Source organism: Filimonas effusa, from assembly GCF_004118675.1.
In the GTDB taxonomy this organism is placed as follows: Bacteria; Bacteroidota; Bacteroidia; order Chitinophagales; family Chitinophagaceae; genus Filimonas; species Filimonas effusa.
The window spans coordinates 631297-655765 of the sequence record NZ_SDHZ01000001.1 but is presented as its reverse complement, the minus strand read 5'-3'; the positions used below and the strand labels follow the sequence as shown (position 1 = coordinate 655765).

General features: G+C 46.1%; 23 protein-coding genes. 3 read left to right on the top strand and 20 right to left on the bottom strand.

All coding sequences use genetic code 11. The annotated features are described in order from the left end of the window. Together ESB13_RS02470 and ESB13_RS02465 are read right to left on the bottom strand one after the other, a co-directional pair. Positions 1-1713, bottom strand: a complete 1713-nt coding sequence (locus ESB13_RS02470) for a UvrD-helicase domain-containing protein (RefSeq protein WP_129001452.1) — start codon at positions 1711-1713, stop codon at positions 1-3. 74 nt (positions 1714-1787) lie between these two features. After that, the gene (locus ESB13_RS02465; RefSeq protein WP_129001451.1) at positions 1788-2462 is read right to left on the bottom strand and encodes a DUF6985 domain-containing protein; all 675 of its coding nucleotides are present in this window, start codon (positions 2460-2462) and stop codon (positions 1788-1790) included. A gap of 277 nt (positions 2463-2739) precedes the next feature. On the opposite strand from ESB13_RS02465, the gene ESB13_RS02460 reads away from it, so the two are divergent. Then, the gene (locus ESB13_RS02460) at positions 2740-3192 is read left to right on the top strand and encodes a cold-shock protein (protein WP_129001450.1); all 453 of its coding nucleotides are present in this window, start codon (positions 2740-2742) and stop codon (positions 3190-3192) included. Positions 3193-3198: 6 nt separating this feature from the next. Here ESB13_RS02460 and ESB13_RS02455 read toward each other — a convergent pair whose 3' ends face one another. The 9 genes from ESB13_RS02455 to ESB13_RS02415 form a co-directional block, all read right to left on the bottom strand. Further along, positions 3199-4266 carry a 3-oxoacyl-ACP synthase III family protein gene (locus ESB13_RS02455; RefSeq protein ID WP_129001449.1) on the bottom strand — a complete coding sequence of 356 codons (1068 nt, stop codon included), beginning with the start codon at positions 4264-4266 and terminating at the stop codon, positions 3199-3201. A gap of 210 nt (positions 4267-4476) precedes the next feature. Then, on the bottom strand, positions 4477-5238 hold the full coding sequence (locus ESB13_RS02450) for a LytR/AlgR family response regulator transcription factor (RefSeq protein ID WP_129001448.1): 762 nt from the start codon (positions 5236-5238) through the stop codon (positions 4477-4479). Continuing rightward, positions 5235-6206: a sensor histidine kinase gene (locus tag ESB13_RS02445; protein ID WP_129001447.1), complete on the bottom strand. Its 972-nt coding sequence runs from the start codon at positions 6204-6206 to the stop codon at positions 5235-5237. The genes ESB13_RS02450 and ESB13_RS02445 overlap by 4 nt, the downstream gene beginning before the upstream one ends. Positions 6207-6248: 42 nt before the next feature. Continuing rightward, positions 6249-7127 (bottom strand): DUF6268 family outer membrane beta-barrel protein, encoded by an 879-nt coding sequence (locus ESB13_RS02440; RefSeq protein WP_129001446.1) that lies wholly within the window; start codon positions 7125-7127, stop codon positions 6249-6251. A gap of 44 nt (positions 7128-7171) precedes the next feature. After that, positions 7172-7852, bottom strand: a complete 681-nt coding sequence (locus ESB13_RS02435) for an ABC transporter ATP-binding protein (protein ID WP_129001445.1) — start codon at positions 7850-7852, stop codon at positions 7172-7174. A gap of 23 nt (positions 7853-7875) precedes the next feature. Continuing rightward, positions 7876-9117: an ABC transporter permease gene (locus ESB13_RS02430; RefSeq protein WP_129001444.1), complete on the bottom strand. Its 1242-nt coding sequence runs from the start codon at positions 9115-9117 to the stop codon at positions 7876-7878. 5 nt (positions 9118-9122) lie between these two features. Further along, a complete protein-coding gene (locus ESB13_RS02425) occupies positions 9123-10241 on the bottom strand; it encodes an efflux RND transporter periplasmic adaptor subunit (protein WP_164974069.1) in 1119 nt (372 codons plus the stop codon). Next, positions 10228-11562 (bottom strand): TolC family protein, encoded by a 1335-nt coding sequence (locus ESB13_RS02420; RefSeq protein ID WP_129001442.1) that lies wholly within the window; start codon positions 11560-11562, stop codon positions 10228-10230. The genes ESB13_RS02425 and ESB13_RS02420 overlap by 14 nt, the downstream gene beginning before the upstream one ends. A gap of 16 nt (positions 11563-11578) precedes the next feature. Further along, positions 11579-11953 (bottom strand): DUF2147 domain-containing protein, encoded by a 375-nt coding sequence (locus tag ESB13_RS02415; RefSeq protein WP_129001441.1) that lies wholly within the window; start codon positions 11951-11953, stop codon positions 11579-11581. Positions 11954-12138: 185 nt separating this feature from the next. Between ESB13_RS02415 and ESB13_RS02410 the strand changes: the two genes are divergently transcribed. Then, entirely contained in the window at positions 12139-14946 is a 2808-nt protein-coding gene (locus ESB13_RS02410; RefSeq protein ID WP_129001440.1) for a sugar-binding domain-containing protein, read from the top strand. A gap of 20 nt (positions 14947-14966) precedes the next feature. Here the strand turns inward: ESB13_RS02410 and ESB13_RS02405 are convergent, their stop codons facing one another. The 7 genes from ESB13_RS02405 to ESB13_RS02375 all read right to left on the bottom strand — a co-directional run bounded on the left by ESB13_RS02405 (position 14967) and on the right by ESB13_RS02375 (position 22289). Further along, positions 14967-16004, bottom strand: a complete 1038-nt coding sequence (locus ESB13_RS02405; RefSeq protein ID WP_129001439.1) for a Gfo/Idh/MocA family protein — start codon at positions 16002-16004, stop codon at positions 14967-14969. Between the two features lie 29 nt (positions 16005-16033). Further along, a complete protein-coding gene (locus ESB13_RS02400; RefSeq protein WP_129001438.1) occupies positions 16034-17038 on the bottom strand; it encodes an SDR family oxidoreductase in 1005 nt (334 codons plus the stop codon). Between the two features lie 169 nt (positions 17039-17207). Further along, positions 17208-18341 carry an acyltransferase family protein gene (locus tag ESB13_RS02395; RefSeq protein ID WP_129001437.1) on the bottom strand — a complete coding sequence of 378 codons (1134 nt, stop codon included), beginning with the start codon at positions 18339-18341 and terminating at the stop codon, positions 17208-17210. 25 nt (positions 18342-18366) lie between these two features. Further along, entirely contained in the window at positions 18367-19518 is a 1152-nt protein-coding gene (locus ESB13_RS02390) for a TlpA disulfide reductase family protein (RefSeq protein WP_129001436.1), read from the bottom strand. 166 nt (positions 19519-19684) lie between these two features. Continuing rightward, positions 19685-20434 (bottom strand): iron-sulfur cluster repair di-iron protein, encoded by a 750-nt coding sequence (ric, locus tag ESB13_RS02385; protein ID WP_129001435.1) that lies wholly within the window; start codon positions 20432-20434, stop codon positions 19685-19687. Positions 20435-20582: 148 nt separating this feature from the next. Next, positions 20583-21179, bottom strand: a complete 597-nt coding sequence (locus ESB13_RS02380) for a Crp/Fnr family transcriptional regulator (RefSeq protein WP_129001434.1) — start codon at positions 21177-21179, stop codon at positions 20583-20585. A 69-nt stretch (positions 21180-21248) separates the two neighbouring features. Further along, on the bottom strand, positions 21249-22289 hold the full coding sequence (locus ESB13_RS02375) for an SDR family oxidoreductase (RefSeq protein WP_129001433.1): 1041 nt from the start codon (positions 22287-22289) through the stop codon (positions 21249-21251). Between the two features lie 169 nt (positions 22290-22458). Here ESB13_RS02375 and ESB13_RS02370 point away from each other — a divergent pair, with 169 nt between their 5' ends. After that, entirely contained in the window at positions 22459-23310 is an 852-nt protein-coding gene (locus tag ESB13_RS02370; protein ID WP_129001432.1) for an NAD(P)-dependent oxidoreductase, read from the top strand. 23 nt (positions 23311-23333) lie between these two features. Here ESB13_RS02370 and yiaA read toward each other — a convergent pair whose 3' ends face one another. Then, positions 23334-23783 carry an inner membrane protein YiaA gene (gene yiaA, locus ESB13_RS02365; RefSeq protein ID WP_181955285.1) on the bottom strand — a complete coding sequence of 150 codons (450 nt, stop codon included), beginning with the start codon at positions 23781-23783 and terminating at the stop codon, positions 23334-23336. A gap of 81 nt (positions 23784-23864) precedes the next feature. Then, on the bottom strand, positions 23865-24428 hold the full coding sequence (locus ESB13_RS02360) for a Crp/Fnr family transcriptional regulator (RefSeq protein WP_129001431.1): 564 nt from the start codon (positions 24426-24428) through the stop codon (positions 23865-23867). Positions 24429-24469 lie beyond the last annotated feature (41 nt).

Sequence of the window (24469 nt, the reverse complement as noted above, 5' to 3'; positions counted from 1 at the left end):
TTAACCACCCCGCAGGTATTTGACCCGTTTTATGATGTCGACAGGAGTGCGTGCAAAGAATTTAGCCAATTCGATGACAGGCTTGCCCTGATCGAACATCTGAAGCAGCCTGAGATCTTCACTGTTTTTCCAGGGCCTTTGTTGTTTTGCGCCTGGCATAGCAACTGCCTGATAAGTACGGCTTCTGGCCGCAGTGTTGATAAAAGTACGTTTTGGCAATTGCTGCTCATCAACAACTTCCTCTTCTTTACGCTTGAGGAGTTCTTCGGGAATATTGATGTTGCCTTTTGTACGGGTGACGGCAACATACAACAGATTTATTTCCTCGGAGAGCTTGTCAAGGTCTATGTCGTCGTGGCGTGCCATAAATGCTGACAGTTTATCTTCAGTAATAAAATCGGCAGCCAGTGTAACTTCATCATACTCAATTCCTTTACAACGGTGCACGGTGGAGAAGATCATATCGGCCTTGTGCTTGTCGTTGTGTTCGAGATGACCTTCTTTCAGTTTTTTTATGTATCCCGGGATCTTGCGGCCATATTCCATTACAAGATCGACCAGCATACTCAGCTGTGCATCGCCGGTGTTATCGATGTATTCTTCCAGTTCGTCCATGGAAGCCATAGCGGCGATAAGCGGGTCGCGAATACGGTCTTTTTCGCCGGTATAGAGGTTTAAAACATCGTAGATGGAGGCGCCATCGGCGGCATAAGTATAGTTCTCGATACGGCCTTCGAAATAAACAGACCTGATCTCCTTTTTTTCGATGAGCATTTCAATGGCCTTAACCAGCAGGCCGGCATTTGTTCTTGCCAATACAGCCCTGGTTCCCACTTTGTTAAGTGGTTTTCCTGCACCTGTTATAGAGATACGGGCAGGTTTACGGATCCGTTTTTTCCAGGCAATAACACTGGCGGCAAGGTCGGCGATATCCTGGCTAAAGCGAAAGCTGGTGCTAAGCTGAAAAGTGGGATAATCGACCTTCTCCAGGGAGTTTACAGCATAACGCCAGCCATAGATCTGCTGGTGCTGGTCGCCTACGATCACTTTTATAGCGGATTGTGAAAGGAACACGTGCAGCATGGCTTCTGAAGCATCCTGGCCCTCATCGAAAAGGATAGTATCGAAAGGCAGGATGGGTTTACTCAACTGGAATTTCTTCAGGTAGAAGTCGTGTGTAATGGGAATGGCAGCGCGGTTCATTTTATCAAGGAAGAGACGTGACTGATGCAGGATCACGTTTATATGCCGGGTAACGAACTCGTGCGCTTCGGGCTCGGTTATGGTGGCAGCATAGTCGAGCTCCTGCAGTTTCTGCTTATCGCTATTACAGAACCAGGCTGTCCAGGCATTTATATGGGTAGCTATGATGTACCCGGTATGTTTACCGGTATATTGCGTGAGCTCAAGGATGGATGCGATTTCCGGGATCTTATACCCTTCTTTTTTCAGGGTATATGGTGAACCGGGGATGATATAGGAATAGGCCAGGGAATGGGCCGTTTCTACCCTTACATGAGTATATCCTTTATCGGCAAATTTCTTTTCAGCTTCCAGCTTTACGGCTTTATTGAACGCCAGATAGAGGATGCGCTGGCCGGGGCGAGCGCCTGCGTAAGCCAGCAATGTGGTTGTTTTGCCCGAACCTGCTACTGCATTGATCTTTATATTTCCTGAACTCCGTACTACTGCTTCTTGTTCCTTAGTGAGCATGCGGCAAAAGTAAATAATAAGGTGTGCCACCCCATTTAAAAATCATTCCGGCCAGATGTGGCTGCACGGTTTGTTTACCAGAATTGCCACCATTTTTTTTGTTTGGGAAAGGTGAGGGTGCTTATTTTATCTTTATATGCTTTGTTCTTTTGTTCATAAGTACCATTATCCCTGTAGATCGTCCAGGGATCTGCTTCGGGTGCAATTTCTATCACCCTTTCGTTGTGTGTAATAAAATCCAGGCTATGTTCGGTATCCCACAGGCACCTGAAATTCCAGATAACATATGCTGCGCCGTCCTTTACATCCTTGCAGATGGTTATAGAGGCAGGCCCTATATAGCTTTTGAAATCAAATTCCGGCGTCAGATCGGGAAGCCTGGAAAAAAAGGGGGCATCCTGTTCCCAGGAGGCATATTCGCCGGAAAGCAGGCGCGGGAATTGCTTTTTCAACTCATCGAGCATGGACTGCCTGAGCTTCAGCTGGTTTTCGACCAAAAAGGAATAGGTATTCACCTGTTCATCGGATAAGTTAAATTTATCATCTATTCCCGTTTCACTATCTATCCATAGTGCGATGAGGCCGTCTGTAACCACTTTTGTTTTCATCAACCTGTCGGCTTCTTCGTACAAAAAGTGGTCATTCCAGCAGGACAATGAGACAACGCCTTTGATGACATTCCTCGGCTTTTGTTTTGTTCCGATATTTTCTACCCGGATGCCGGGTATCCTGTTGTTTCCGATCTCCATTTTGTAAAAATATTAAGCAGCAACCTAAAAGTAGGGAAAACGGAGCAGGAGGGCGGTTCCCCGGAAGTTGCGCTTAAAATAATTATTCGTATCTTTATATACTTTTTACTTCCGGAGCAGGCCATTCTATTTCGCAGAACAAGTTTCCAGGTTAATTCAGCGTATTCTTCATTATTGCTAATGAAGCTGGATATGGCAACCCCGGCAGCAAATTTTAAGGGCTATCCAATAAATCAAACAATAATTCCTGCATTGCAGGATTCACCAAAAACAAAATATGGCAAAATCCCAGGAGACATTTAGTAAAAGAGAAAAAGAGAAACAGCGTCTTAAGAAGCAGCAAGACAAGCAGGAGAAGATGAAAGAGCGCAAAAACAACAAGGATAACAAGAAAAGCCTTGATGATATGATGGTTTACCTTGACGAAGACGGCAACCTTACGGATGTGCCTACAGACCCATCAAAGAAAAAGGTTTTTGCTGCCGAGGATATCCAGATCAGCATTCCAAAGTCGGAAGACAGGCCTGCTGAGGGACCAAGGACCGGCGTTATCAGTTATTTCAACCACCAGAAGGGATTTGGATTCATCAATGATCTTGAAACCCAGGAGCGTGTGTTTGTGCACATTAATGAGTTGTCGTTCCCTGTCAAAGAAAATGACAAGGTTTTATTTGAGACAGGCAAAGGGCCACAGGGTCCCGTGGCCTTGAATGTAACGGCATTTAAATAGAGCTTACTAAGCGCATCTGTAGCAGACGGCGTTAATATTCATGCCGGCGCCTACGGATGCGAAAAGTATCACATCCCCAGCTTCCAGTTTATGCTGGGGATAATGGTTCTTTTTCACAAGATCGTAAAGTGTGGGGATAGTTGCCACAGAGCTATTGCCCAGCTTTTGGATACACATAGGCATAATATTCTCAGGGGCTTCGAGGCCATAAAGCTTATAAAAAGCGGCTAGTATGGCATCGTCCATTTTTTCATTAGCCTGATGAATAAAGATCTTTTTCACCTCAGAAACCGGTATGCCGCTTTTATCCATACAGGTTTTCATGGCACCCGGAACGTGTTTCAAGGCATATTCATATACTTTCCGCCCTTTCATTTTCAGATGTTTTACCTCCTGCGCTTCATCGGGATTATTAGAGGGGCTCATGGCCAGGTAGTGCAATTCTTCTCCACAATGGCTTACCGCATGACAGGCGACGATACCGGCTGCATTCCCTTCTTTTGCTTCCATGATCACCGCTCCTGCCCCATCGCTGAAGATCATGCTATCCCTGTCGAAAGGGTCGTAAACACGTGACAGCGTTTCGGCACCTATTACAAGCGCTTTACCGGCCATACCTGCTTTAAAAAAAGCTTCCACCTGCATAATGGCCATTAACCAGCCGGGGCAGCCGAACAGCGTATCGAAGGCGATACAGGCGGGATTTTTTATCCCAAGTCCTGCTTTTACGCGGCTGGCGAGGGCAGGTACTGTATCGGCCTGGGTCAGGTTGGCTGAGACATCGCCGAAGTTGTGCGCTACAATTAAGAGATCGAGGCTTTCCCTGTCAATTCCACTATCATTGATCGCTTTTTCGCCGGCAATGATTGCAAGGTCGGAGGTATTATCGCTATCAGCGGCATATCTTCGTTCCCTGATACCTGTAATGGCCTGGAATTTATCGATAACCACCTGGCCGTTATTTTTTACGGGCGAATGATCTTCGGCGAAAAACTGCTGGTGCAGGAAATCGCTATTAGGTTTTAAGACAGCGGGCAAATAACTGCCGGATCCTGTTATAACTGAACACTTCATGATAACTACAGGTGGTGGATTTGGAATAAAACGCAATAAACTGAAAGGCTGTAAGGAAGGAGATGGTTTGAATAATCAGATCACAACGCATCAGACTATCCCGTCTGGCATTCATTATTTGTAAACGTATACAAATATGCTGATTTTAAATGATAATAAAACAGTTAAAGCAGGCGGGCAGATTACTTTAACATGATGTTTTCATGGCGTCTATCCTACTCCTTTCTCCAGCCATTCTTTCAGCAGAGAGACTTTGAGACGGCTGACAATAGCTTTTTCCTGGAGCATCACCTTTAAATTCAAGATCATCTTGCGGTTAAACCATGGCTCCATAGATGTAATGGCCTCTTTATTTACGAGCATTTGCCGGTTGATACGAAAGAATAAAGCGGGATTAACCGCAGATTCGAGGTAATCCATTTTTTTAAACAACGGATACTTTTCTCCTTTAAAAGTATAGAGATAAAGCATTTCATGTTCGATAGCAAAAGCCGCAACGGCAGTTGTTTCTACGACTATCGTCTTTTCACGTTGTTGCACGAGAAAGCTTTCCTGCCAGGTTATACCAGCCGACGGCGGGAATAAGGGAGATAAAATGGTGGTTTTATGGACGGCATTCAGCAGGTTTCTATATTTCTTCAAAGCCTGACAAACCTCTTCCTCTTCAAAGGGTTTAAGGATATAATCTATACCGTTGTTCTTAATTGCCTGCAATGTGTATTCATCATATGCCGTACAAAAGATCACGGGAATATGAACATCCACGTATTTAAAGATCTCAAAACTTAATCCGTCTGACAACTGGATATCGAGGAAGATAAGATCAATTTCGTCATGATGCCTGATAAGATATGCTACTGTGGCTACGATAGAGTCGAGGATATTGACAACTATAAAATCACCCTGCTGTTCTATGACCTCTTTGAGAAGGTCAGCGGTGTGGCTTTCGTCTTCTACAACCAGTATATTCACGGCTTTATGAGTTTTAATGTTACCTCGAAGTATTGGTTTGTCTGATTAACAGTTAAGCCATCCTTTACGCCAAGCAATTCATACATGGTTAAGATATTTTTGAGGCCATAACCCGATTTTTCGACCATAGAGAATTTAGGCAGCAAGGTATTTCTCACTGTGATACAACCCTCTTGTGTAGTAAAGATCTCGATTTGCAGCGGATCGGCAGCAGACTGACGATTGTGTTTAAAACAGTTTTCTGTGACCACCTGGAGGCTGAGCGCCGGCAGCGCATATTGCAGCCATCCTACCTGTATATTAATAGAAGTTTGCACGGCACCTTCGTTACGGGTTTTGATCAGAAAGAGATAAGCATTGAGCACATCTATTTCATCTTTTAACAATACGACGGCAGCTTCGTTATACCTGAGCGTCTGGCGATAAAACCCGGACAAGTTCATCACGAATCTTTCAGATTCGGGATTTCCTTTACGGATCATGCTACGAAGCGTATTAAGCGTATTAAAAAGAAAATGCGGATCGACCCTGGTTCGTAATTCCTGCAACTGCATTTTATATTTCTCAGCCAGCAACTGTTCTTTTTCAACCTGCAGATGGCCTATGCTAGCGCTTGCTTTCAGCGAATATTGGATAATAAGAATCACCAGGCAGGCAGACAAGACTTTAAAGGAAAGCGGCCGTACGGCAACATGAGGAAAGAAAACCGGCAATGAAAGCAACTGGTACAATAAAAAAGCAGACAGCAGGATAGCGGCGGGAAGCAGGAACCAACGGGTTTTCTTACTTGTATATGCCGACACCAGCCATATTACGTGCCATAGTATGTAGAGAGAAGCGGCTGCGTAGCACCATCTCTTAAGGAGTACGGCTATTGGCAACTCCAGTTCGGCATTGGAAAAGAAGTTGAGCCCCGGCAGCAATACTGCGAGTGCGATTGGAAGAATATGATTATTTCCGGCTTTCACTATTATTTAAGAATATCTGCAAATTTACCAAACCCTGGTTTACTACAACACAAAGTCGTATCCCAACGAAAACAGCAGTCCTTTTGTTTTCAATGTTTCTACGGGCGCATTCTTCTGAGAGAGATTGATGGTAAAGATCTTCCAGTTATTTTGCGCATCGTCGTTAAAGAACGCCGTGCTTTGACGGCTAAACCCGAGACCAGCTGAAAAGCGGTGGTGTTTGCCCACCAGGTAACGACAAGTGCTTTTCACCTTCCATCCCGAATACTGAATAAAGGCATTATTATGTACGGAAGCGGAAAGGCGGTAGCTTTCTACATTACCATTTATTTCATTCACCCAGGAAATGCGATCATTAATTTCATAAGTCAATACGGGGCGAATAGGCAGCAAACCACTTAGTTTCAACCTGGGCGTAAATGCATAATTGATGGCTATGAAAGGATTGATCTGGTGTCCAAAAAACTGGCGGGCGTATGCCAGTCCCCACCCTGTAGATAATTTATCGGAATGTTTTACCAGGTAGCGTGCCCCCAGCAGGAATCTGAAATCCTTTGTATCCAGGTCCTTAAAATCGGAATAAGCCCCTACCTGTGCAAAAAGATAGAGCTGATGTTTTTCGTCCCATTTTCTTTGCAGGAAGACATGAAGATCCAAACCGCTCAACTGTTCATTCAACCTGCTGGTTAACCCGCTAAAGCGGGCTGACTGATACTGGATCCTGGTTCCGAAGGTGTTCCCTGACGAATGGATAAGCGGTATGTTCAGCGAAGCCTGCAGGCCTTTCAGAGCGCCTTTGACCGAATCATTTTTGAGAGTGCTGCTGTTATAGTCGATGCTAAAGACAGGAAGCTGCTGCGCCCGCATACCTGCTACGGGCAGCAGCGCAGATAGGAATAATGTTATGAGTAGTTTGTACATAACCAGTTATTAGTTTATTTGGGTTAAAAGTTCATACACCTCTGCTATTTAGTTGCGCTAACTACTTCTCCATCCATCAACTCTATGATCCGGTCGCTGTTGGCTGCAAATTCATCGTCGTGTGTTACAATAATGATGGTTTGTCCTTTTTCTCTTGCCAGGTCGCGAAAGATGTCGAACACAATCTTCGTATTCCTGGAGTCGAGGTTGCCCGTAGGCTCATCACCCATGATGATCGTGGGGTCATTTATAAGAGCGCGGGCGATAGCTACACGTTGCTGTTGTCCACCAGAAAGGTTCGAGGCCTTTTTACGTTCATGTCCTTTGAGGCCAAGCATATCCAACAGTTCGAGGGAGCGGGCTTCAATTTCGGTTTTTGATCTACGTGCGAGTTTAAGGGCTGGTAACATCACATTATCGAGGAGTGTAAACTCCGGAAGCAGGTAGTGAAACTGGAAAACAAAACCGATATGTTCGTTGCGAAAAGCTGCAAGGGCGTTCTGGCTTTTATTAGTAACAGTAGAACCATTGATCACAATTTCGCCCTCGTAATCGGTATCCATTGTTGAAAGCAGGTAAAGCAGGGTTGATTTGCCAGAGCCGGACTTACCGACAACGGAAACGAATTCGCCCTTCTCCACTTCAAAGGAGACATCTTTCAATACTTTAAAGGGTTCCGGCGTATTAAAGTACTTCGTGATATTTTTCGCTGAGAGTACATTCATAACAAAATAATTTGGTCATTTATCTATCCCCTGATAATATCTACCGGATCGACCCTCGATGCTTTGGCTGCCGGGAAGTACCCTGCCAGAAATGTGACGATGATGCCAAACAAAAAAGCCATGATATAGTCATTGGAGTTAAAGTTGATTGGCAGCGTAGAGAGAGAAGCGATCTTAAAGGGTATTTTGCTTACCAGTTTTGAAATAGCGAATCCAAGTATAAGTCCCAGCAGCCCGCCAATTACGCCTATAACAACCGACTGTGTCAGGAAAATCGTCACTATATCCCTGCCATTGAAGCCCATAGCTTTCAAGATGGCAATTTCCCTGATCTTTTCGTTCACCGTCATGTTCATAATATTATAGATACCAAAGCCTGCTACGATGAGAATGGTGAGGGATACTGCCATAGCCGTGATATCGCGGAGCGTATTGGCTGAATCGAGCTGACTATTGCCTTCCTGCCAGGGTTCTACTTTAAAGCTGGTTAAAGGCTCCAACTTTTTTGCGAGCAGCTTTGCTTTGTTGTAGTCCCTGATGTTGACGAGGATATCAGTTGCATAACTCCTGTTCTGGGAAAGAAGTTGGCGTGCTGCATGAATGGAGATCAAGGCTTTGCTGCGGTCGGTGCCCATGGACCCCGTCTGGAATAAGCCAACGAGTTTATAATTGCGTGTTACGCCACCAGCGGTGGTAAGCGAAATATTATCACCGGTTTTAACGCCGATATTCCTTGCGAGGCCAACGCCAAGCACTATGGCATCCGTTCTCCTGTCGAGTTCGTACAGGTTCCCTTCGGTCATATATTCAGACATATGAAAGACTGCATCTTCATTCGGCACATCGATACCCGACAGAGCGGCGCTTACTTTTGTAACGCCATTACGGATGAACACATTCTGATTAAGCTGCGTGGTTATACTTTGCACCTCCGGAAGCCGTGTTGCGGCAGCCACTATAGGATCTACATTCTTAATACCTTCGGAATACCTGATGTTACGGGCATTGTTCAGGATCTGAATGGTACTATTGCCGGCAGACTTCGCTGATATGGGGAGAGGTGGTGCAGAAGGCAGTTCGTTATAAATGCGAATATGCGCCATGGAAGTAAATGTGATATCGGTTTGCGTATCGTTAACACCCGACATAAAGCTGTTCATGAAGATGTACATGGAAATACCGAATGTTACACTAAGCGTGGCCACCATAAGCTGTCTGAATCTAGAGGTAAGGTGTACCCAGGCAATTTTATAATCAGTATTCATGTATTTTAATTTTGGGGCATCCTAATAAGATCAGCTTCGGACAAACCTGTTATGATCTCGGTCCACTGATCGTCTTTTGCACCTGTGGTAACGGCTTTGGATGTACCGTCTTTTAGTTGAACCGTACTATTTTTCAGCAAATAGCGGGAAGGCACCACCAGTACATTCGTTCTCTTCTCCACTTTGATATTTGCCTGCAGTTGGGTGCCGGAGAACAATTGTTCCGGTAACGATTTAAAGCGGGCCTCCACGATATAAGACTGCTGGCTGTTATCGAACCCGGGATAAATCTTTGTTACGGCGGCAGTAAAGGCACTATCGGGGTAAGTATTAAGATGAACGGCCACCTGTTGCTGCAGCCGTACTTTTACGATATCATCTTCTGAAACATAAAGTTTGAGCAGATAACCGCCGCTGCCAATTTTAGCAACCGCATCACCGGAGCGCAGCATTTCACCATTTCTTTTATAGATACTGATGACAGTGCCGGCATTACCGGCTTTGATGCGGTAATCGTTCAATACAGCCTTACGGGTATTCAGCTGATACAAGCTGGTGTTAGCGTTCAGGCGAAGAGCAGCTTTTGTTTCATCGTACTTCTGCTGTACTATTTCGAGATTATGCAATGAGTTCCTGTATTGCAGTTCTACTTTATCGAAGTCGAGGCGGGATACAGAGCTGGTTGCATTAAGATCTTTGTAACGCAGGTAATTTGCTTCGTCTAATCCCAGCTGAGCGGTAGCCTGTGCCAACTGTTGTTGCAGCTGAGCCAGTTGCGTTGAATTATTTCCTGCATTCTTCCTGGCATCTTCATAAATCAGCTGAGATTGCTTTAATTCGCTCAATTGCGCGTCATCATCAACAGTGGCCAGTATCGTCGCTGTATTTACCGAATCACCTTCTCCGACCACAAGACCATGGAGAACGCCAGCGGCATTGGCAGAAACGGTATATTCTTCATCCCGTTCAACAAATCCGTTGGCAAAGACAGCCAGTTCCAGGTCTTTACGTACCGGAGATACCGTTTCCACATTTTTACAAGAAGTGACCTGAAGTAACATACCCCATAACAACAGCAGTACTAAGCCCGAACGCATAAAACTGAAAAGGCTATTTTTTTTCATTGGAAGGATCATTTATCTGTCTGATGTAAATTTTGTACTGTGCAAGTGTAAGGTTGGATAAGCTTTGCAAATAAGTATTTTGTGCCGCCAGCAGGTTGCGGTATTTGTCCATCCGGGTGTCTATGCTGATGATACCCTCCTGGTATTGCCTGGCAATATGATAGTCGTTCTTTTCCTGAAGCTCCAGAATATCCTTATCCTTTTTCCATTGCATCTGCGCCTGTTCATATTGCAGCACGAGGATCTCATCTTCTTTTGCCTTAGAATGCTGCAACGCCTGCAACTGTAACTGCTGTTGTTGTAGCAGCAGGCCGGACTGCACTATTTTCTGCTTTGTTGAGAAGCCAGTAAAAAGAGGAACATTTAAACGCAGGCCAATATATTGCTGCGGCAGATGGTTCGCCGATGAAAAGTCCATGAATGAATTGGTTGCCCAATTATGATTATACTGATAAGTTATACCCAGGGAAGGATAGTTCAACGACCTTGTTTCGTTCAATGCCGATTTTGCCAACTCAACTTCCAACTGTTGCCAGCGAACATCAGGATGGATGGGCCATTGTGCGATTTGGCCGGGGGCCTGAAGTATAGGCGCCTGAAGCGTATCTGCATCTGTACTTATAGTGTCGCTGGTATTCAGTTGCCCCTGCAACTGTTTCACCAGCAATTCCAGGTCCTGCCTGCTGCCGTTGACATTTTTCTCGTTCTGCAGGTGCTCTATCGCCACCAGGTTACGATCGGCTTCACTAATCACACCTCTTGCATATTTATCTTCTGCGCCCAGCAGCATTTCTTTTGTAGCAGCCAGGTTCCGTTCATACAATCCGAGGGAATAACGCGTAAGCAAAATAGCATAATAGGTAGACGCCAGCTGATTGTATGTATTGAAGCGAACCCTGGCAGTATTAGCGAGGCCGGCAGCATATTGTATGGAAGCTGTTTTGCGGGCAAAAAGCTTCTGAAAATCGACGAGGTTCCATTGTGCCTGTAAGCCTGTTGAATAAAGGTATTGTTTACCAAATGTCATTTCCTTAAAGCTGCCATCGGGCGCTGCGGGATTAAACAACTGTTCCGGAACAAGTGTAGGCTGCAACGTAAGATTGTCGTTAAACCCCGCGTTGGCATTGAGTGCAGGATAAAGAAAAGCACTGGCTTCTTTTTGCTTGGATCGTGCAATTTGCTGATCCATCTCCGAAGTCCTGATCGTTACGGCATGCTTATCGGCATAAGCCATTACATCGGTCAGAGCGCTAAAGTGAATTTGTGCTTTTGCTACAGGCCCCAGCAGCAGCAAGCTTATTGCCAAGAGATATTTATTCATCCGATATTGTTTCAGTTCAGCTTTTCAGTCTTTTCCATTGCTGTGATTTTGCAAAAAGCCCCATTTTACCTGTTAGTTGAATAAGATCGGGACTACTCATTACGACAGAACATGCTGCTGTTTTACCCTGGTTAACCAGGTAGAGCGTACCATCGGAGTATGTTGTACTGTTCTTTTTATGCAAGCCAGAGATTTGCTTTTTACCGATGAGGGAGCTATCTTCGGCTTTACGGATAATGGCATCGAAGCCATCTCCGTTTTTCACAAATTCGATGACACGGTTACCCGAGGCATTTGTCCATTTTCCCAGGATTGGATCATTATCGGGCCTGGCGAAAGCTGCCAATGAACAGAGCAGTGCAAGGATAAAAGCGGAGATCATATAACGCATAGTTGCTTGTTTTTAACAGGTCAAAAATGCGATACAATCCTATGATCTACAGAGAGAATCAGGGTGTACTGAACATAAATGCGGTTGAATTGAACATCATACTCTTTTAGCAGTTTATGGTATTTTTTTAGGCCGTTTAATACAGGGGGTACTACGGCGGCAGGTTTACGTTAACTTTCAGCATTATGAAATACCTCAGTTTTGCGTTGCTTGTTCTTACCAGCTTTTCAGTTTGTGCGCAGGAGCCTTTTGCCAGTGCTGCTGCCAGTGATTATCGCCAGCGAATAGACCTGAAAGGAGAATGGCAGTTTGCCATTGACGCTGCCAATAAAGGCATACAGGAGCGATGGTTTTTAAAAGACCTGCCTGACCGGATATCGTTGCCGGGCACCATGGATGAAGGCCATAAGGGCAGGCTGAATAAGGATACCAGCACCATGCATCTTAACCGTTTATACCTTTATGAGGGTGCCGCCTGGTATCGCAAAAAAGTTATCATACCCAAATCATTCCGCCAAAAACACAGCAGGTTGTTATTGGAGCGCACCAAAAGCACAATGGTGTGGATTGACGGGAAAGCCGCAGGCAGTTCGTGTTTGTTACAATCGCCGCAGGAGTTTGATATCAGCAGCCAGCTTACCCCGGGCGAGCACTTTATAACGATAAGAGTTGACAACAGCCTGAAATTAACTCCTTATGGCAATGTGCATATTTACTCCGACGATACACAGACCAACTGGAACGGCATTATAGGCCAGCTGTTCCTGGAAGCTTCTGCGCAGCAATATATTAAAGACCTGCAGGTATACCCCGATATAGCCAAACAAAGCGTACAAATAAGGATGCGGCTGGCAAACACCGGCAGCAAGCAACAGGCAATGGTAAAGCTGCTAATTAAAAAACAGGAGCATGATACTATCAGGCAATTGCTGCCCGTATATATTCCGCTGACAACCCAGGATTCAGTGATTGTCATCAATCATTCGCTGGCGGAAGACTGCAGTTTATGGGATGAATACCGGCAACCGTTATATGAGTTGACAGCCATCGTTAAAACCGGTAAAACGGAAGATGCCTTGTCTGCCAGCTTTGGCATGCGCCGGTTTGAAGCCAGGGGCACCCAATTCAACATTAATGGGAATACCTGTTTTCTCCGGGGTAAACATGATGCATGTGTATTTCCGCTTACCGGTCATCCTCCTATGGATGTTGAAGGCTGGCTGCGCGTGTTCAATATCGCTAAATCATATGGCATCAACCACTATCGTTTTCATTCCTATTGTCCACCGGAAGCTGCTTTTACTGCAGCAGACCGTACCGGGATGTATCTCCAGGTGGAGCTGCCGTTCTGGGGTGGGCTGGACAGTGATACTGTTGCAGAAAAGCTGAAACAGGAAGGCAGGGGGATGCTGAAATATTACGCCAATCATGCTTCTTTTGTGCTATTCTCGCATGGGAATGAAATATGGGGTGGTCATAAACGAGCGGAGCGCAATATAGCAGCCTTGAAACAATACGATAGCCGGCCTTTGTATACACTGGGATCGAATGTGAATATCGGGTATTACCCGCCTTCCGTTGGTTCCGACTTTTTTGTAGGAGCACGTACGCCTTCGGCCGGAGATACCATACTAACACATACCAGGCTTACACATGCTTTCCCGGATTCGAGGGAAGGCGGGTTACTAAATACCAGGCAGCCATCGACCATGCTCAACTTTCGATACGCGGTATCGCAGTTAAAAGTACCTATTATCAGCCATGAGACAGGACAATACCAGGTATATCCCGATTACAGTGAAGTCACGAAATATACAGGTGTATTAAAGCCGTGGAATCTCGAGATTTTCCGCAACAGACTACAAAAGGCCGGTATGATAGCGCAGGCAGGAGACTTTCAGAAGGCGTCCGGCGCCTGGGCGGCCCTTTGTTACAAAGCGGAAATGGAAGCGGCATTACGGACGGAAGGATTTGGAGGATTTCAATTACTTGATCTGCAGGACTTCCCGGGACAAGGAACTGCATTGGTAGGCATCCTGGACGCATTCATGGATAGCAAAAACGTCATCAGTTCAAAGGAGTGGCTGCAATCATGCAATGATGTGACATTGCTGGCGGAATTTCCCAAATATGTATGGACCAACGGCGAACAGTTTCATGCGAAGGTGCGCGTAGCCAATTACAGTAATAAACACTTTCCCGGACCTGTAAACTGGGAGATGAGGCAGGGTGCGGATGTGATTGCCCAGGGTGTATTACAACCGGCCAGCCTGCCCAAAGGAGGACTTACCACAGCCGGGGTTATTACTATTCCATTTGAAAAAATAGCAACGGCTACAAGATTACAACTGAACCTATTCATGAAGGATCACGGATACACCAACAGTTATCCTATATGGGTGTATCCAGAGGTACAGGAAGCCGTTAAGGCGGGTGACATACTAGTAACATCGAAGTATGACGATAAAGCGAAAGCGTTACTGGCAAAGGGCGGGAAGGTATTGCTATTCCCGGAAGCAGCGGATGTAAAGGACAACAGCCTGCCCGGACTGTTTCCACCTGAGTTCTGGAACTGGGAAATGTTCAAAAGCATCAGTGAATCTTCCAGGAAACCGGTATCGCCGGGTACGCTGGGATTATTGATGAACCCGGAGCACCCTTTATTCAAGTTGTTTCCAACTGATTTTCATACTAACTGGCAATGGTTTTCCATTGTAAAAGGAAGTCGCCCGCTGATATTAGATCAAACGCCATCTTCTTTTAAACCATTGGTTCAGGTGATAGATAATTTACAGCGCAATCATAAGCTGGGGCTTATTTTCGAGTTCCGTGCAGGCGGCGGCAAATTGCTGGTATGTATGGCAGAGCTGCCTAAATTATTACAGTATGCAGCGGCTAACCAGCTATACCGATCGATATTGTCGTATATGCAATCGGCAGATTTCGATCCTGTATTTGAATATAACGGGGGTTTACCTGAGAGGAAGCTTTGAAGCAGATTGATCTGCTACTATCAGATCTCAGGCAGGAAAGCATATTCGGAGAGGTTTAGTTGAATACGCTTGCCCGACTCAGCGGATTCATAAATAGCCTCGACGATCTTCATATCGCGGATACCCATATTCAAAGGTGCACGGCTGGGTTTGTTGTAGATAATGCATTCGGCAAAATCATCCATTTGCCTGGCCTGCTGGTTGACTTCAGGGAAGTGAATTAAGCCTCCGGAGAATGCGCCTTTAAGTCCCCTGTATTCAAATGCCGGAGCGAGTTCAAACCAACCGGTTTCTGCCTGAACCTGGATGAGGTTTTGGTTTTTTGAGAAGCCGGTTTCGCAGGCTGCTGTCATTCCTGAGTCGAAATCCATTTGCCAGCGGATACCTTCTTCTACCCCGCGAAGCGACCTTTTATCTGTTGCGGGCAGATATTCGGCTAATATGGCAACCGGTAACTGTCCTGAGATATACATTGCAGCCTGTACGCAGTAAATACCATTGTTCATGAGGGGGCCTCCGCCGGCGAGATCTTTATTTAACCGCCATGCGGCCGGGTCCGTTATTTTCATACTATTAAGGAGCGTCATCTCCTTTATTGCGCCAAAGACCTGCTGCTGGCCCAAGCGCATCAATTCCTGGTGATAAGGATCGAAATGAAGGCGATATCCCATGGAGCAGCGCACGCCGGCTTCTTCAACAGCGCTGGCCATATTATAACATTCGTTGAGATTACGTGCGAGTGGTTTCTCGCAAATAACGTGTTTACCTGCTTTAGCCGCTCTTATCACATATTCGGCGTGCATGGCATTGGGCAAGGCGACATAAACAATATCTATTCCGGGGTTATCAGCTATATCATCAAAGGTATCATAGGTATAGCAATTTTTTTCTTCAAGCGCGTATTGCCGTTGGATCTCCTGTTTTTTATCGTCATGGCCGGTAACAATGCCTGCGAGAAAGCAGCTTTGCGTTTGTTGTAATGCCGGCATCAATTCTTCGCGGCAATATTTTCCCAGGCCCACTACTGCAACACCCAATTTTTTTTGTTCAGTTACCATAGAACAGGATTTAATGATTAACGTGATGGTTATGCCAGTTTACGCTTTCCCAAAAGCAGGTACAGGCTTAAGGCTATTCCTGTATAAAGAAGACCCGATCGCACCCATTGTTTTGGCTTTTGCCGGGTGGCATCTGCACCAGCATTAACTGCCATGGAGAAGTGGACCGTATCGAAAAGATTTCCATTCGTATTGACTGCGGGCGGTGCATTGGCGAAATAGGTTTTCATTATTGCGGCTGTGAACCTTGTGAGCAAATGAGGCATAACTGAGTAGGCAACTTTAAACAGCAATGCACCTGTACCGGGATAGCGGGCGGGGATCCGGGGATGACGAATGGCTGCTTCCACTGCCCTGGCAATTACGCGGGGATGAGACACCGGCGGGGCAGGTTTCAGGACCTTGCCGGTGTAATTGGCAGCATGCTGTATCCCGGGTGTGTCAAGAAACGCAGCAAAAAGATCCACAATATGAATATCATGCCAGCCTGCCAGCTCGCCTTTCAGCGACTCAAAAAAGCCTCTCAATGCAAACTTTGCTGCCGTGTAAGCACCTGCGAAAGGCACTGGAATAAACCCTCCGACAGAGATGTTATTGATAAGCATTCCTGCCTTCTGCTTTTTAAAATAAGGGAGGACAACATGCGCAGCGCTCATATACCCCAACAGGTTGGTATGTACCACTTTTTCATGGCTTTCCCAAGGCATTTCTTCAAAGGAACCTGCAGCCAGTACACCGGCGTTATTTATCCATACATCGATACACTGTTTCCATTCAAAGGCTTTCAGCGCCAGTGATTGCATTGCGTTATAATCAGTTACATCTGTTTCTATTACCAGGACCTCTGCACCGAAATCACGGCACAGGAGTGCCAATTCCTCTAAAACCGCCAGATTACGGGCTGCCAATACCAGATGCGCTTTCCGTTCTGCAAGCTGCAATGCAATACAACGGCCTGCCCCGCTGGACGCGCCTGTGATAACTACAACTTTACCGATGAGAGTATCTTCCCTGTCCCCTACTTTCCTGATCATGAGCAATACATTTTAGTAAGAAACATAAAGAAACTATGCCACCCGTTAAGCTGTGCACTATGGGGATGCCGGTACACAGTAGGGACAATAAAATGAACTCCGGCCTTTTTTACCGGACCGGAGTTCAACTGCATTCAGGATACTGCTATGCAAAATACTTTAGTCCCTTTTAAGCGGTAACTGTTTTCAACGCTTTGCGTTTCAGCCAACGCCTTACCGGTTCATCGTAAAGTTTAAGGCAAGCATATGCGATGATGAGCGCAGAGAAGAAGCATAAAAGTGCGGCGGGCAATGCTTCCTTTGCCGGTGTGCCTTTTGGCTGCCTGCTCCACCATGCTGCATAAGTATAAATAAGAGGATAATGCGTGATATACAAGGGGTATGATATATCGCCCAGGAATTTCGTGATACGGGAAGAGAAACGACCTGTTGCTGCATCGGCGCTTGCCCCCAGATAAACGATGAGCGGGAAGACAAGCACAATAGCCAGCGATTCATAAAGGCCGTTCATCCATAGCTGTTGCTTGCTGCCAATACGTGGCATTGCCAGGATAGCGAGCAACAAGAGGCTACATAGCCAGAAAGCGTGTTTCACTTTTATGAGCTTTGCGGTGCGGCATAAAAGCAAGCCTCCAAAAAAAGGAAAGAGCATCCTGGTGAAGCCAACTTTCAGCTGCGTTTCGTTGAAAGTCCAGCCGCCTACCATATCACCGTTTTTGCTTGTAACGGCATAATGAATGAGCATAGCGGCAGCCAGTCCAACTACGATTGCCAATATTTTTTTAGATAATTTTCTTGCAAACAGGCCATAAAGGATGTTGGCTATGTATTCGAAGAATAGCGACCATCCGGGGCCATTCAGCGGATGCATTTCGCCCCAGCCCCGAATATCGGCAGACGGGGGCAGCGGGAGCAGTGTGCAGCCGACAAGCATAACCAGCAACATTTTCCAGACGGGAACTGCATGGATGTTTGGGAATGCGGGAGAATCGTGGAAATAATATAAAGCACCGCCTATGAGCATTCCTATTATCACCATAGGCTGCAGCCGTTCTATCCTGCGGCGGAAGAACTGGCCGATAGACATCTGGTGCCATCGGTCGTCGTAAGCGTAACCGATCACATAACCCGAGAGCAGGAAGAAGAAATCTACTGCGAGGTAACCGTGATTAATGATCTGATCGTGATGGCTGGTGGCATGCATTTCAAAAATGTGAAAAGCCAGCACGGTAATGGCGGCGACTCCGCGCAATGCATCGAGGACAGGATAGTGCGGTTTTGTTGACAACATATTAGCTTCCATCCGAAAAAAGTTTAGGTTGAACAGACTATTTAAACAATTCCGAGAGCATTCGATTCAGGGCTTCTCCACGAAGATCTTTTGCGACAATCTTTCCTGAAGGGTCTACCAGATAATTTGCGGGGATGGAACGTATGCCATAAATCAGAGCAGCATCGTTATCCCATCCTTTGAGATCTGTTACCTGTGTCCATAAGAGCTGGTCTTTTTCGATTGCATTAAGCCATGCGTCGCGCTGACCCGCTGCATCGAGGGAAATACCGAGGATCTCCAATCCTTTCGAGTGGTAGGTGTTGTATGCTTTTACGAGGTTGGGGTTCTCCTGCCTGCAAGGGCCGCACCAGCTTGCCCAAAAGTCGATCAAGACATATTTGCCTTTATAGTCGGATAATTTCACAGTGGTGCCTGTGGCAGTTTTTTGTTCAAAGCCCGGGGCCGTTTTTCCTATACCTGTATTTCTTTCTGCCGCCAGGCGTATAGGAATGGTTTTACCCAAGGGAGCGTTCTTCCATTTTCCGGGAAGCTTTTGAAAAGCTTTCTCTGCATCGTCGGCCATACCAGGCTGGGAAGCAATGTTAGTTAGGGACAAGAGTGCGAGGTAAGATTCAGGATATTTTTGCGCAAAGGCCAGATGAATTTGAAAGGACTCCTGAAAGATCTGCTGTTCCCGTTTTACAAAGGAGTTGAAGACGGCCGTATCTTTTTGTTTTTCTTTTGGCAGGGCATCGTATTCATCATTCAAGGCTTTGGATCTGGCTTCATTTTCCTGCAGCATCATTTTCAAGACACTATCCTGACTATTGACGGGGGAGCCTGCAATACGTATATGCTTAAGCGAATCTACTGCAGTTAGTTCTATTGCAGCAGGCTCGAGGTAAAACTTAAAGAAGTCGTATTTTTCACTTTTCCCGGGTTTTGCCAGGTATGGATTTTTGTGAAGACAAAGCACTGACCGTACAGGATATTGTAATGTTCCCTTAAATTCAAAATTACTTTGCCGGACAATTGCGGAATCGACAATCTGCTTATCATCTACCTGGTATATAAGAAAGACCTTATTACCATCCTTCAACTGATCTATTTTTCCTCTAACGCTGAAGCTTTGTTGCGCGCTGGTTAGCAGCGGGCATAAAGACAATGCAAGCACCAGGAGCTTTTCAAATGGCATTGATTTTTTCATAGGGATAAATATAAGAAATAGATGGCAGAGTGATCAGGGGGGAAATGGTTGAGTGGGGAATGGGAGCAGTTGATGGATGGCACATAAAAAACCTGACAGGCTGCTCTCTTTTAAAGAACAGATCTGTCAGGGGGCGTTTGAATGTGCCGATCATTCAGGCACGAACTTATAAATGGGCTGAAACAAGCGTTTGCTCCTGGAGGGCTAAGGCTTTGGGGAAGAGAATATTGTTTTCGAGATGAACATGCATGTGCAGGTCGTCGCGAAGATCTTTGAGTTTGGCGAATAACAATGCATAGCTATTGCAGGCGCCGGGAGGTGGTGTAAAGTTGTTGGTAATGGATGCCATTGATTCGAGCAGTTCGCCTGCCATTTCGTGATCGGCTTCCATAACGCCAATGGGGGCGTTGAGGCTTATGGCACCCTGGGCGACGCTGCCTTTGCCGGCTGCTGCGCTCAGTTGTTTGATGGCAGGAAACAGCACCTGTTCTTCTTTCAGGAAGTGCTCATTCAACTCCTGCTGCAGCTGTCCGAAGTAACGGTGTAACCTTAACAGTTCAGGGTTACGATCTCCATGTTTACCGGCCACTTTATTCAACAGTTCGTTGATGAGAGGAAGGTTGTTGTAATAGTACAGGTGGTGCTGATTGTAGATGTAATCTACCAGGAAAGAAGCGCTCCAATTCACATAGTCGTTTTTATCGGCTCCCCCGGTAGCGGGAGCTACGGAAAGCGCTGCTTTTACCTGTTCGAGATCCAATTCTTTTTCAGCGCATACGTCTTTCAGTTTTTTCTTGCCGCCGCAGCAGAAATCTATACCCATTGATTTCAATATTTCCGCTTTGCGGATATCCTGGGCGACTATTTGTCCTACGGTAATTTCACTCCATACTGCAGCAGATGCTTGCCATTGCATAGTCAATACGATTTAATATTAGTAAACTGTTCCAGGGGTGTTGCAGCGTGGCTGCGTCCTGTTCACTATGCAAGATTACCATGCAATACGATGAGGCTGTATGATCTGAATCATAGCATGCAGCGATCGCTTTTCGAAAAGAGGAAAATTACTGAATTACGATCTTATGGTTCTCGATGCTAAGTTTCCCTTTGCGTTCAAGTTCTTTTACTGCGCGGATCACCGTTTCTACCCTCAAGCCGGTGAGATCGGCGAGTTCCTGGCGTGTGAGATTCATTTCGAACGGGCCGGATTCGGGGCCATAGGTGCTTTTGTAGTAACGGAGCATGGTAAGGAGGCGATGTTCCGGTGAATGAATCGCTATTTCGTGCGATACCATTGTTTTGAAACGCAGCCTGTTGGCCAGCGCCTGTGTTATTTGCAGGTGGGCTTCGTAATGCTGGGGAAGCTTATCGAAGAACTGTTGCCTGGACAGTCGTATTATCACGGCATCGGCATCGGCAATAGCAGAAGCGGGGTAACGTTTGTCTTCGGTAAACAAAGGAGGTTCGCCAAAACTATCTCCTTCATAAAAGATGCCCTGGATAAAGTCTTTTCCTTCGTCGTTGCTGTTAAACATTTTGACCTTGCCTGAGGATACCATATAGAAATACTGCGCTTCTTCGCCTTCGAAAAAGATGATCTTTCCTTTAGGATAAGAGCGCAACTGGCCTCCCCATGCTATTAACTGGTCGAGTGTTAACATGACGGCAAGATACGGAATTTGAAGGGGAGAAACAGAAGCTGCGAAGCTATTACAGCCTGTATCATTCAGTTATACCAGGTTGAATTTAATGAGGCTTTCTGCCGTATCAATGATCATTTCTTTTTTAGATCTGGGTTGCCAGCCTAAGCAGGTTTTTGCTTTGTTGTTAGAGATCAGTTTCTTCTTACCGAGGAAAGGGACCATTTGTTTCAGTTCGGGTTTGAACAGAGATGCCAGTTTTACTACCCAGTTGGGCAAGACATTCAGGGGTACTTTTTTTGCCAGGCTGGCGCTGTACTCATGCAAGATGCTTCCTATTTCGGGAAAGGTCATTTCACCGCCATCGGCTACCGCCAGGAAACGCTGGTCTTTAGCATCGGGATGCAGCATTGCTTTGATGTGCAGATCTGCGACATCACGCACATCAACCACGCCAAAAGAAAGGTTTGGGGTGCCTGGCATTTTGCCGCTCATGAGCGCCTGAACCATTTGAATAGAAGTAGAGTAATCTTTTCCCAGTACAGGCCCAAAGATACCTACGGGGTTGATGACTGTTAACGCTGTGCTTCCTCCCTCCTGCCGGATAAAATTCCATGCGGCCCGTTCTGCCAGGGTCTTTGATTTTATATAAGGGGCGATGTTTGCATTGGGATTAGTCCAGTCGTCTTCTGTAAACACATGATCCTCCGCATCGATGCTGTAGCCAACGGCGGCAAAGGAAGAGGTCACCACAACCCTTTTTACACCTGCATCGCGGGCGGCGCGCAACACGCTGAGCGTTCCCCGTGTGGCGGGAATAATCAATTCATCTTCATCTGCCGGGACGGTGGCAGGAAACGGAGAAGCTACGTGCAGTACATAGTCGCATCCAGCCACCGCCTCGTTCCAGCCTTTATCGTTCATAAGATCGGCTTCGGCAAAGGCAAGCGCGTCGGGTGCCGTAGCGCCTCCTTCCCGGAGCATATCGCGAACGGCACCGGCCTTAGAAAGATTTCGGATGGTAGTTTTAACACGATAGCCCTGCGCCAGCAATTGCAGGATACAATGGCTGCCGACGAAACCTGAACCTCCTGTTACCAATACCTGTGTGTCTTTATTCTGAGTTGTCATACTATGATTGTTTGGCTATAACAAAGATGTATAGAGAAAGGTTAAACTGTTTTGTCATGACGTTCAAATGCGGTTTGTTGTACAGCTCATTTGCTAATTTTATACGCTTACAAAAAAGCAGGCTTAACTTTATATGAGTTTTAAACAACAATAAAAATACAGCGATATTATGAGCACAGAAAGGCTTGGATTTATAGGACTTGGCAGCATGGGCCATCCTATGGCGATGAACCTGGAGCGGGCTGGATTTAGTTTATCGGTCTATAACAGAACAGCAGAAAGGGCTAAAGGTTTTGCTTCCACAACAACTGTTTGCAGCAGTATAAGCGCGCTGGTGCAGGATAGTACAATTGTTTTCACGATGCTGACCAATGATGCGGCAGTGAAGGCGGTATATGATGAAATCGTAAAAGAAGAGATAGGCGGCAAGTTGTTTGTAGACATGAGCACTATTTCTCCAACGTTGTCATTATCTATAGCGGAAGCATTAAAGGCTAAAGGCGCTTCGCTGATAGACGCTCCCGTTGCGGGCAGCACCAAACCTGCCACTGAAGGCAGTTTAACGATCATGGCAGGCGGCTCTGCTGACGCCGTTAAGCGGGCGTATCCCTACCTGGAGAAGATGGGTAAGCTGATCAAACATCTTGGTGAAAACGGGAAGGGCCTTGCAGCAAAGCTATCGGTGAACTACTTTATTTCCATATTATATCAAGGGCTGGCAGAGACGGTTCTGTTTTCGGGCAAGCTGGGGATAGAGCGGAAGGATATTTTAGAGATCATTAATGAAAGTGCAAGTGGCAGTGGCGCTACGCGGGTAAAGACTCCCCTGCTGGTGGAAGGCAATTACAAACCGGCATTTGCACTGGACCTTATGCTGAAAGATGTTTTACTGGCCACTGCTGCGGGCGCGAACTATCCTTTATCGGAGGTGCTTGTTGCCACTTACCAGTCGGCTCATGATGCCGGTTATGGAGAGCAGGATGTTATCGGTATTATCAATCACCTGGCTGCGCAGGGTTAGCATTTGTTTAGCACCAGGGAGGCTTAAAGCCTTCCCTGGTTGTTGTAGTCTGCGGGGTTCCGGGGTTCTTCCTTTTCGGTATTTTTCATATCGCGGGTATTCTTTTGAACAGCGATTGCCGCGAAGAGGCTAAGCGTAAAAGACATGGCATAGAATCCTTTTTCGCTCCTGGTAAGCGTTGCATTCCATAGCCCCACTACAAGCAACAGAACAGCCACCAGTGTAGAGAACCAGGCCAGGCCATAGTATAGGTTAGTAACGGGTATACCTTCCAGTTGGTCACGAACTGCTTTTTGTACAGAGATTGCTGCGAACAATCCAAACAGCAATATGGTAAAGTAGTAACCTTTTTCGTTGAGTTCCATATCGGCATTCCAAAGGCCGATGTTATAAGCCACTACGCCGGCGAGCAGGGCGATCCAGGAAGCTGCTATAAAGGCTGCGGAAGGCTGTTGTCTGATCTTTGTTTCCATATATTCATCTTTATGAAAACAAATCTATTGCGGCGTGATAAGCTAATTTTTGACTATTGTCAAAAATTAGGCTGGTAAATGTTAAAGCCTGGCCCTGATACGGCTGAGCGTTTCCTGAGAGATCCCCAGGTAAGAGGCGATATACCCTAACGGTGCGCGTTCTATGATATGCGGTCTTTCGAGCAGGAGATTTTCGTAACGTTCCGTAGCGGTTTTAAACTGGGCGTTCACATAACGTTCTTCGAGGCGGATATAGTATTTTTCATAGGCTATGCGAACGAGCCGTTCTATATCGTGATGCTTATTGAACAACGCCGTGAGCGCTTCTTTAGAGATAGCCCATAAAACCGATCCTTCCATGAGCTGGATGTTTTCGACAGCGGGTTCCTGTGTAATGAAGCTATGGAAAGAGGTAACGAAGTCGTTTTCGAATCCAAACCAGTGTGTAATTTCCTTGCCATCGAGATTATAGCAACCGCGCAGGCATCCCTGCTGCAGGAAGTACATACGCCTGCATATTTTTCCTTCTGTTACCAGGAATTCGTTCTTCGGAAGTACAATATGTTCAAAAGAAGCTTCCAGCGCCTGTTGCGCTTCTTTTGTGAGCTGGTAAAAAAACTGCAGGTGTTCAAATAATTGCTTCATGCCCAATACAGGTTGCTCTGTTAAGATGAAGCGGCAAAATA

Coding starts and splice junctions, on each gene's coding strand:
- ESB13_RS02375 (WP_129001433.1), bottom strand. CDS start 22,289: ATGACAACTCAGAATAAAGACACACAGGTATTGGTAACAGGAGGTTCA.
- ESB13_RS02430 (WP_129001444.1), bottom strand. CDS start 9,117: ATGAATACTGATTATAAAATTGCCTGGGTACACCTTACCTCTAGATTC.
- ESB13_RS02395 (WP_129001437.1), bottom strand. CDS start 18,341: ATGGAAGCTAATATGTTGTCAACAAAACCGCACTATCCTGTCCTCGAT.
- ESB13_RS02425 (WP_164974069.1), bottom strand. CDS start 10,241: ATGAAAAAAAATAGCCTTTTCAGTTTTATGCGTTCGGGCTTAGTACTG.
- ESB13_RS02360 (WP_129001431.1), bottom strand. CDS start 24,428: ATGAAGCAATTATTTGAACACCTGCAGTTTTTTTACCAGCTCACAAAA.
- ESB13_RS02370 (WP_129001432.1), top strand. CDS start 22,459: ATGAGCACAGAAAGGCTTGGATTTATAGGACTTGGCAGCATGGGCCAT.
- ESB13_RS02405 (WP_129001439.1), bottom strand. CDS start 16,004: ATGGTAACTGAACAAAAAAAATTGGGTGTTGCAGTAGTGGGCCTGGGA.
- ESB13_RS02440 (WP_129001446.1), bottom strand. CDS start 7,127: ATGTACAAACTACTCATAACATTATTCCTATCTGCGCTGCTGCCCGTA.
- ESB13_RS02455 (WP_129001449.1), bottom strand. CDS start 4,266: ATGAAGTGTTCAGTTATAACAGGATCCGGCAGTTATTTGCCCGCTGTC.
- ESB13_RS02380 (WP_129001434.1), bottom strand. CDS start 21,179: ATGTTAACACTCGACCAGTTAATAGCATGGGGAGGCCAGTTGCGCTCT.
- ESB13_RS02410 (WP_129001440.1), top strand. CDS start 12,139: ATGAAATACCTCAGTTTTGCGTTGCTTGTTCTTACCAGCTTTTCAGTT.
- ESB13_RS02400 (WP_129001438.1), bottom strand. CDS start 17,038: ATGATCAGGAAAGTAGGGGACAGGGAAGATACTCTCATCGGTAAAGTT.
- ESB13_RS02470 (WP_129001452.1), bottom strand. CDS start 1,713: ATGCTCACTAAGGAACAAGAAGCAGTAGTACGGAGTTCAGGAAATATA.
- ESB13_RS02415 (WP_129001441.1), bottom strand. CDS start 11,953: ATGCGTTATATGATCTCCGCTTTTATCCTTGCACTGCTCTGTTCATTG.
- ESB13_RS02460 (WP_129001450.1), top strand. CDS start 2,740: ATGGCAAAATCCCAGGAGACATTTAGTAAAAGAGAAAAAGAGAAACAG.
- ESB13_RS02435 (WP_129001445.1), bottom strand. CDS start 7,852: ATGAATGTACTCTCAGCGAAAAATATCACGAAGTACTTTAATACGCCG.
- ESB13_RS02420 (WP_129001442.1), bottom strand. CDS start 11,562: ATGAATAAATATCTCTTGGCAATAAGCTTGCTGCTGCTGGGGCCTGTA.
- ric (WP_129001435.1), bottom strand. CDS start 20,434: ATGCAATGGCAAGCATCTGCTGCAGTATGGAGTGAAATTACCGTAGGA.
- ESB13_RS02465 (WP_129001451.1), bottom strand. CDS start 2,462: ATGGAGATCGGAAACAACAGGATACCCGGCATCCGGGTAGAAAATATC.
- yiaA (WP_181955285.1), bottom strand. CDS start 23,783: ATGGAAACAAAGATCAGACAACAGCCTTCCGCAGCCTTTATAGCAGCT.
- ESB13_RS02390 (WP_129001436.1), bottom strand. CDS start 19,518: ATGAAAAAATCAATGCCATTTGAAAAGCTCCTGGTGCTTGCATTGTCT.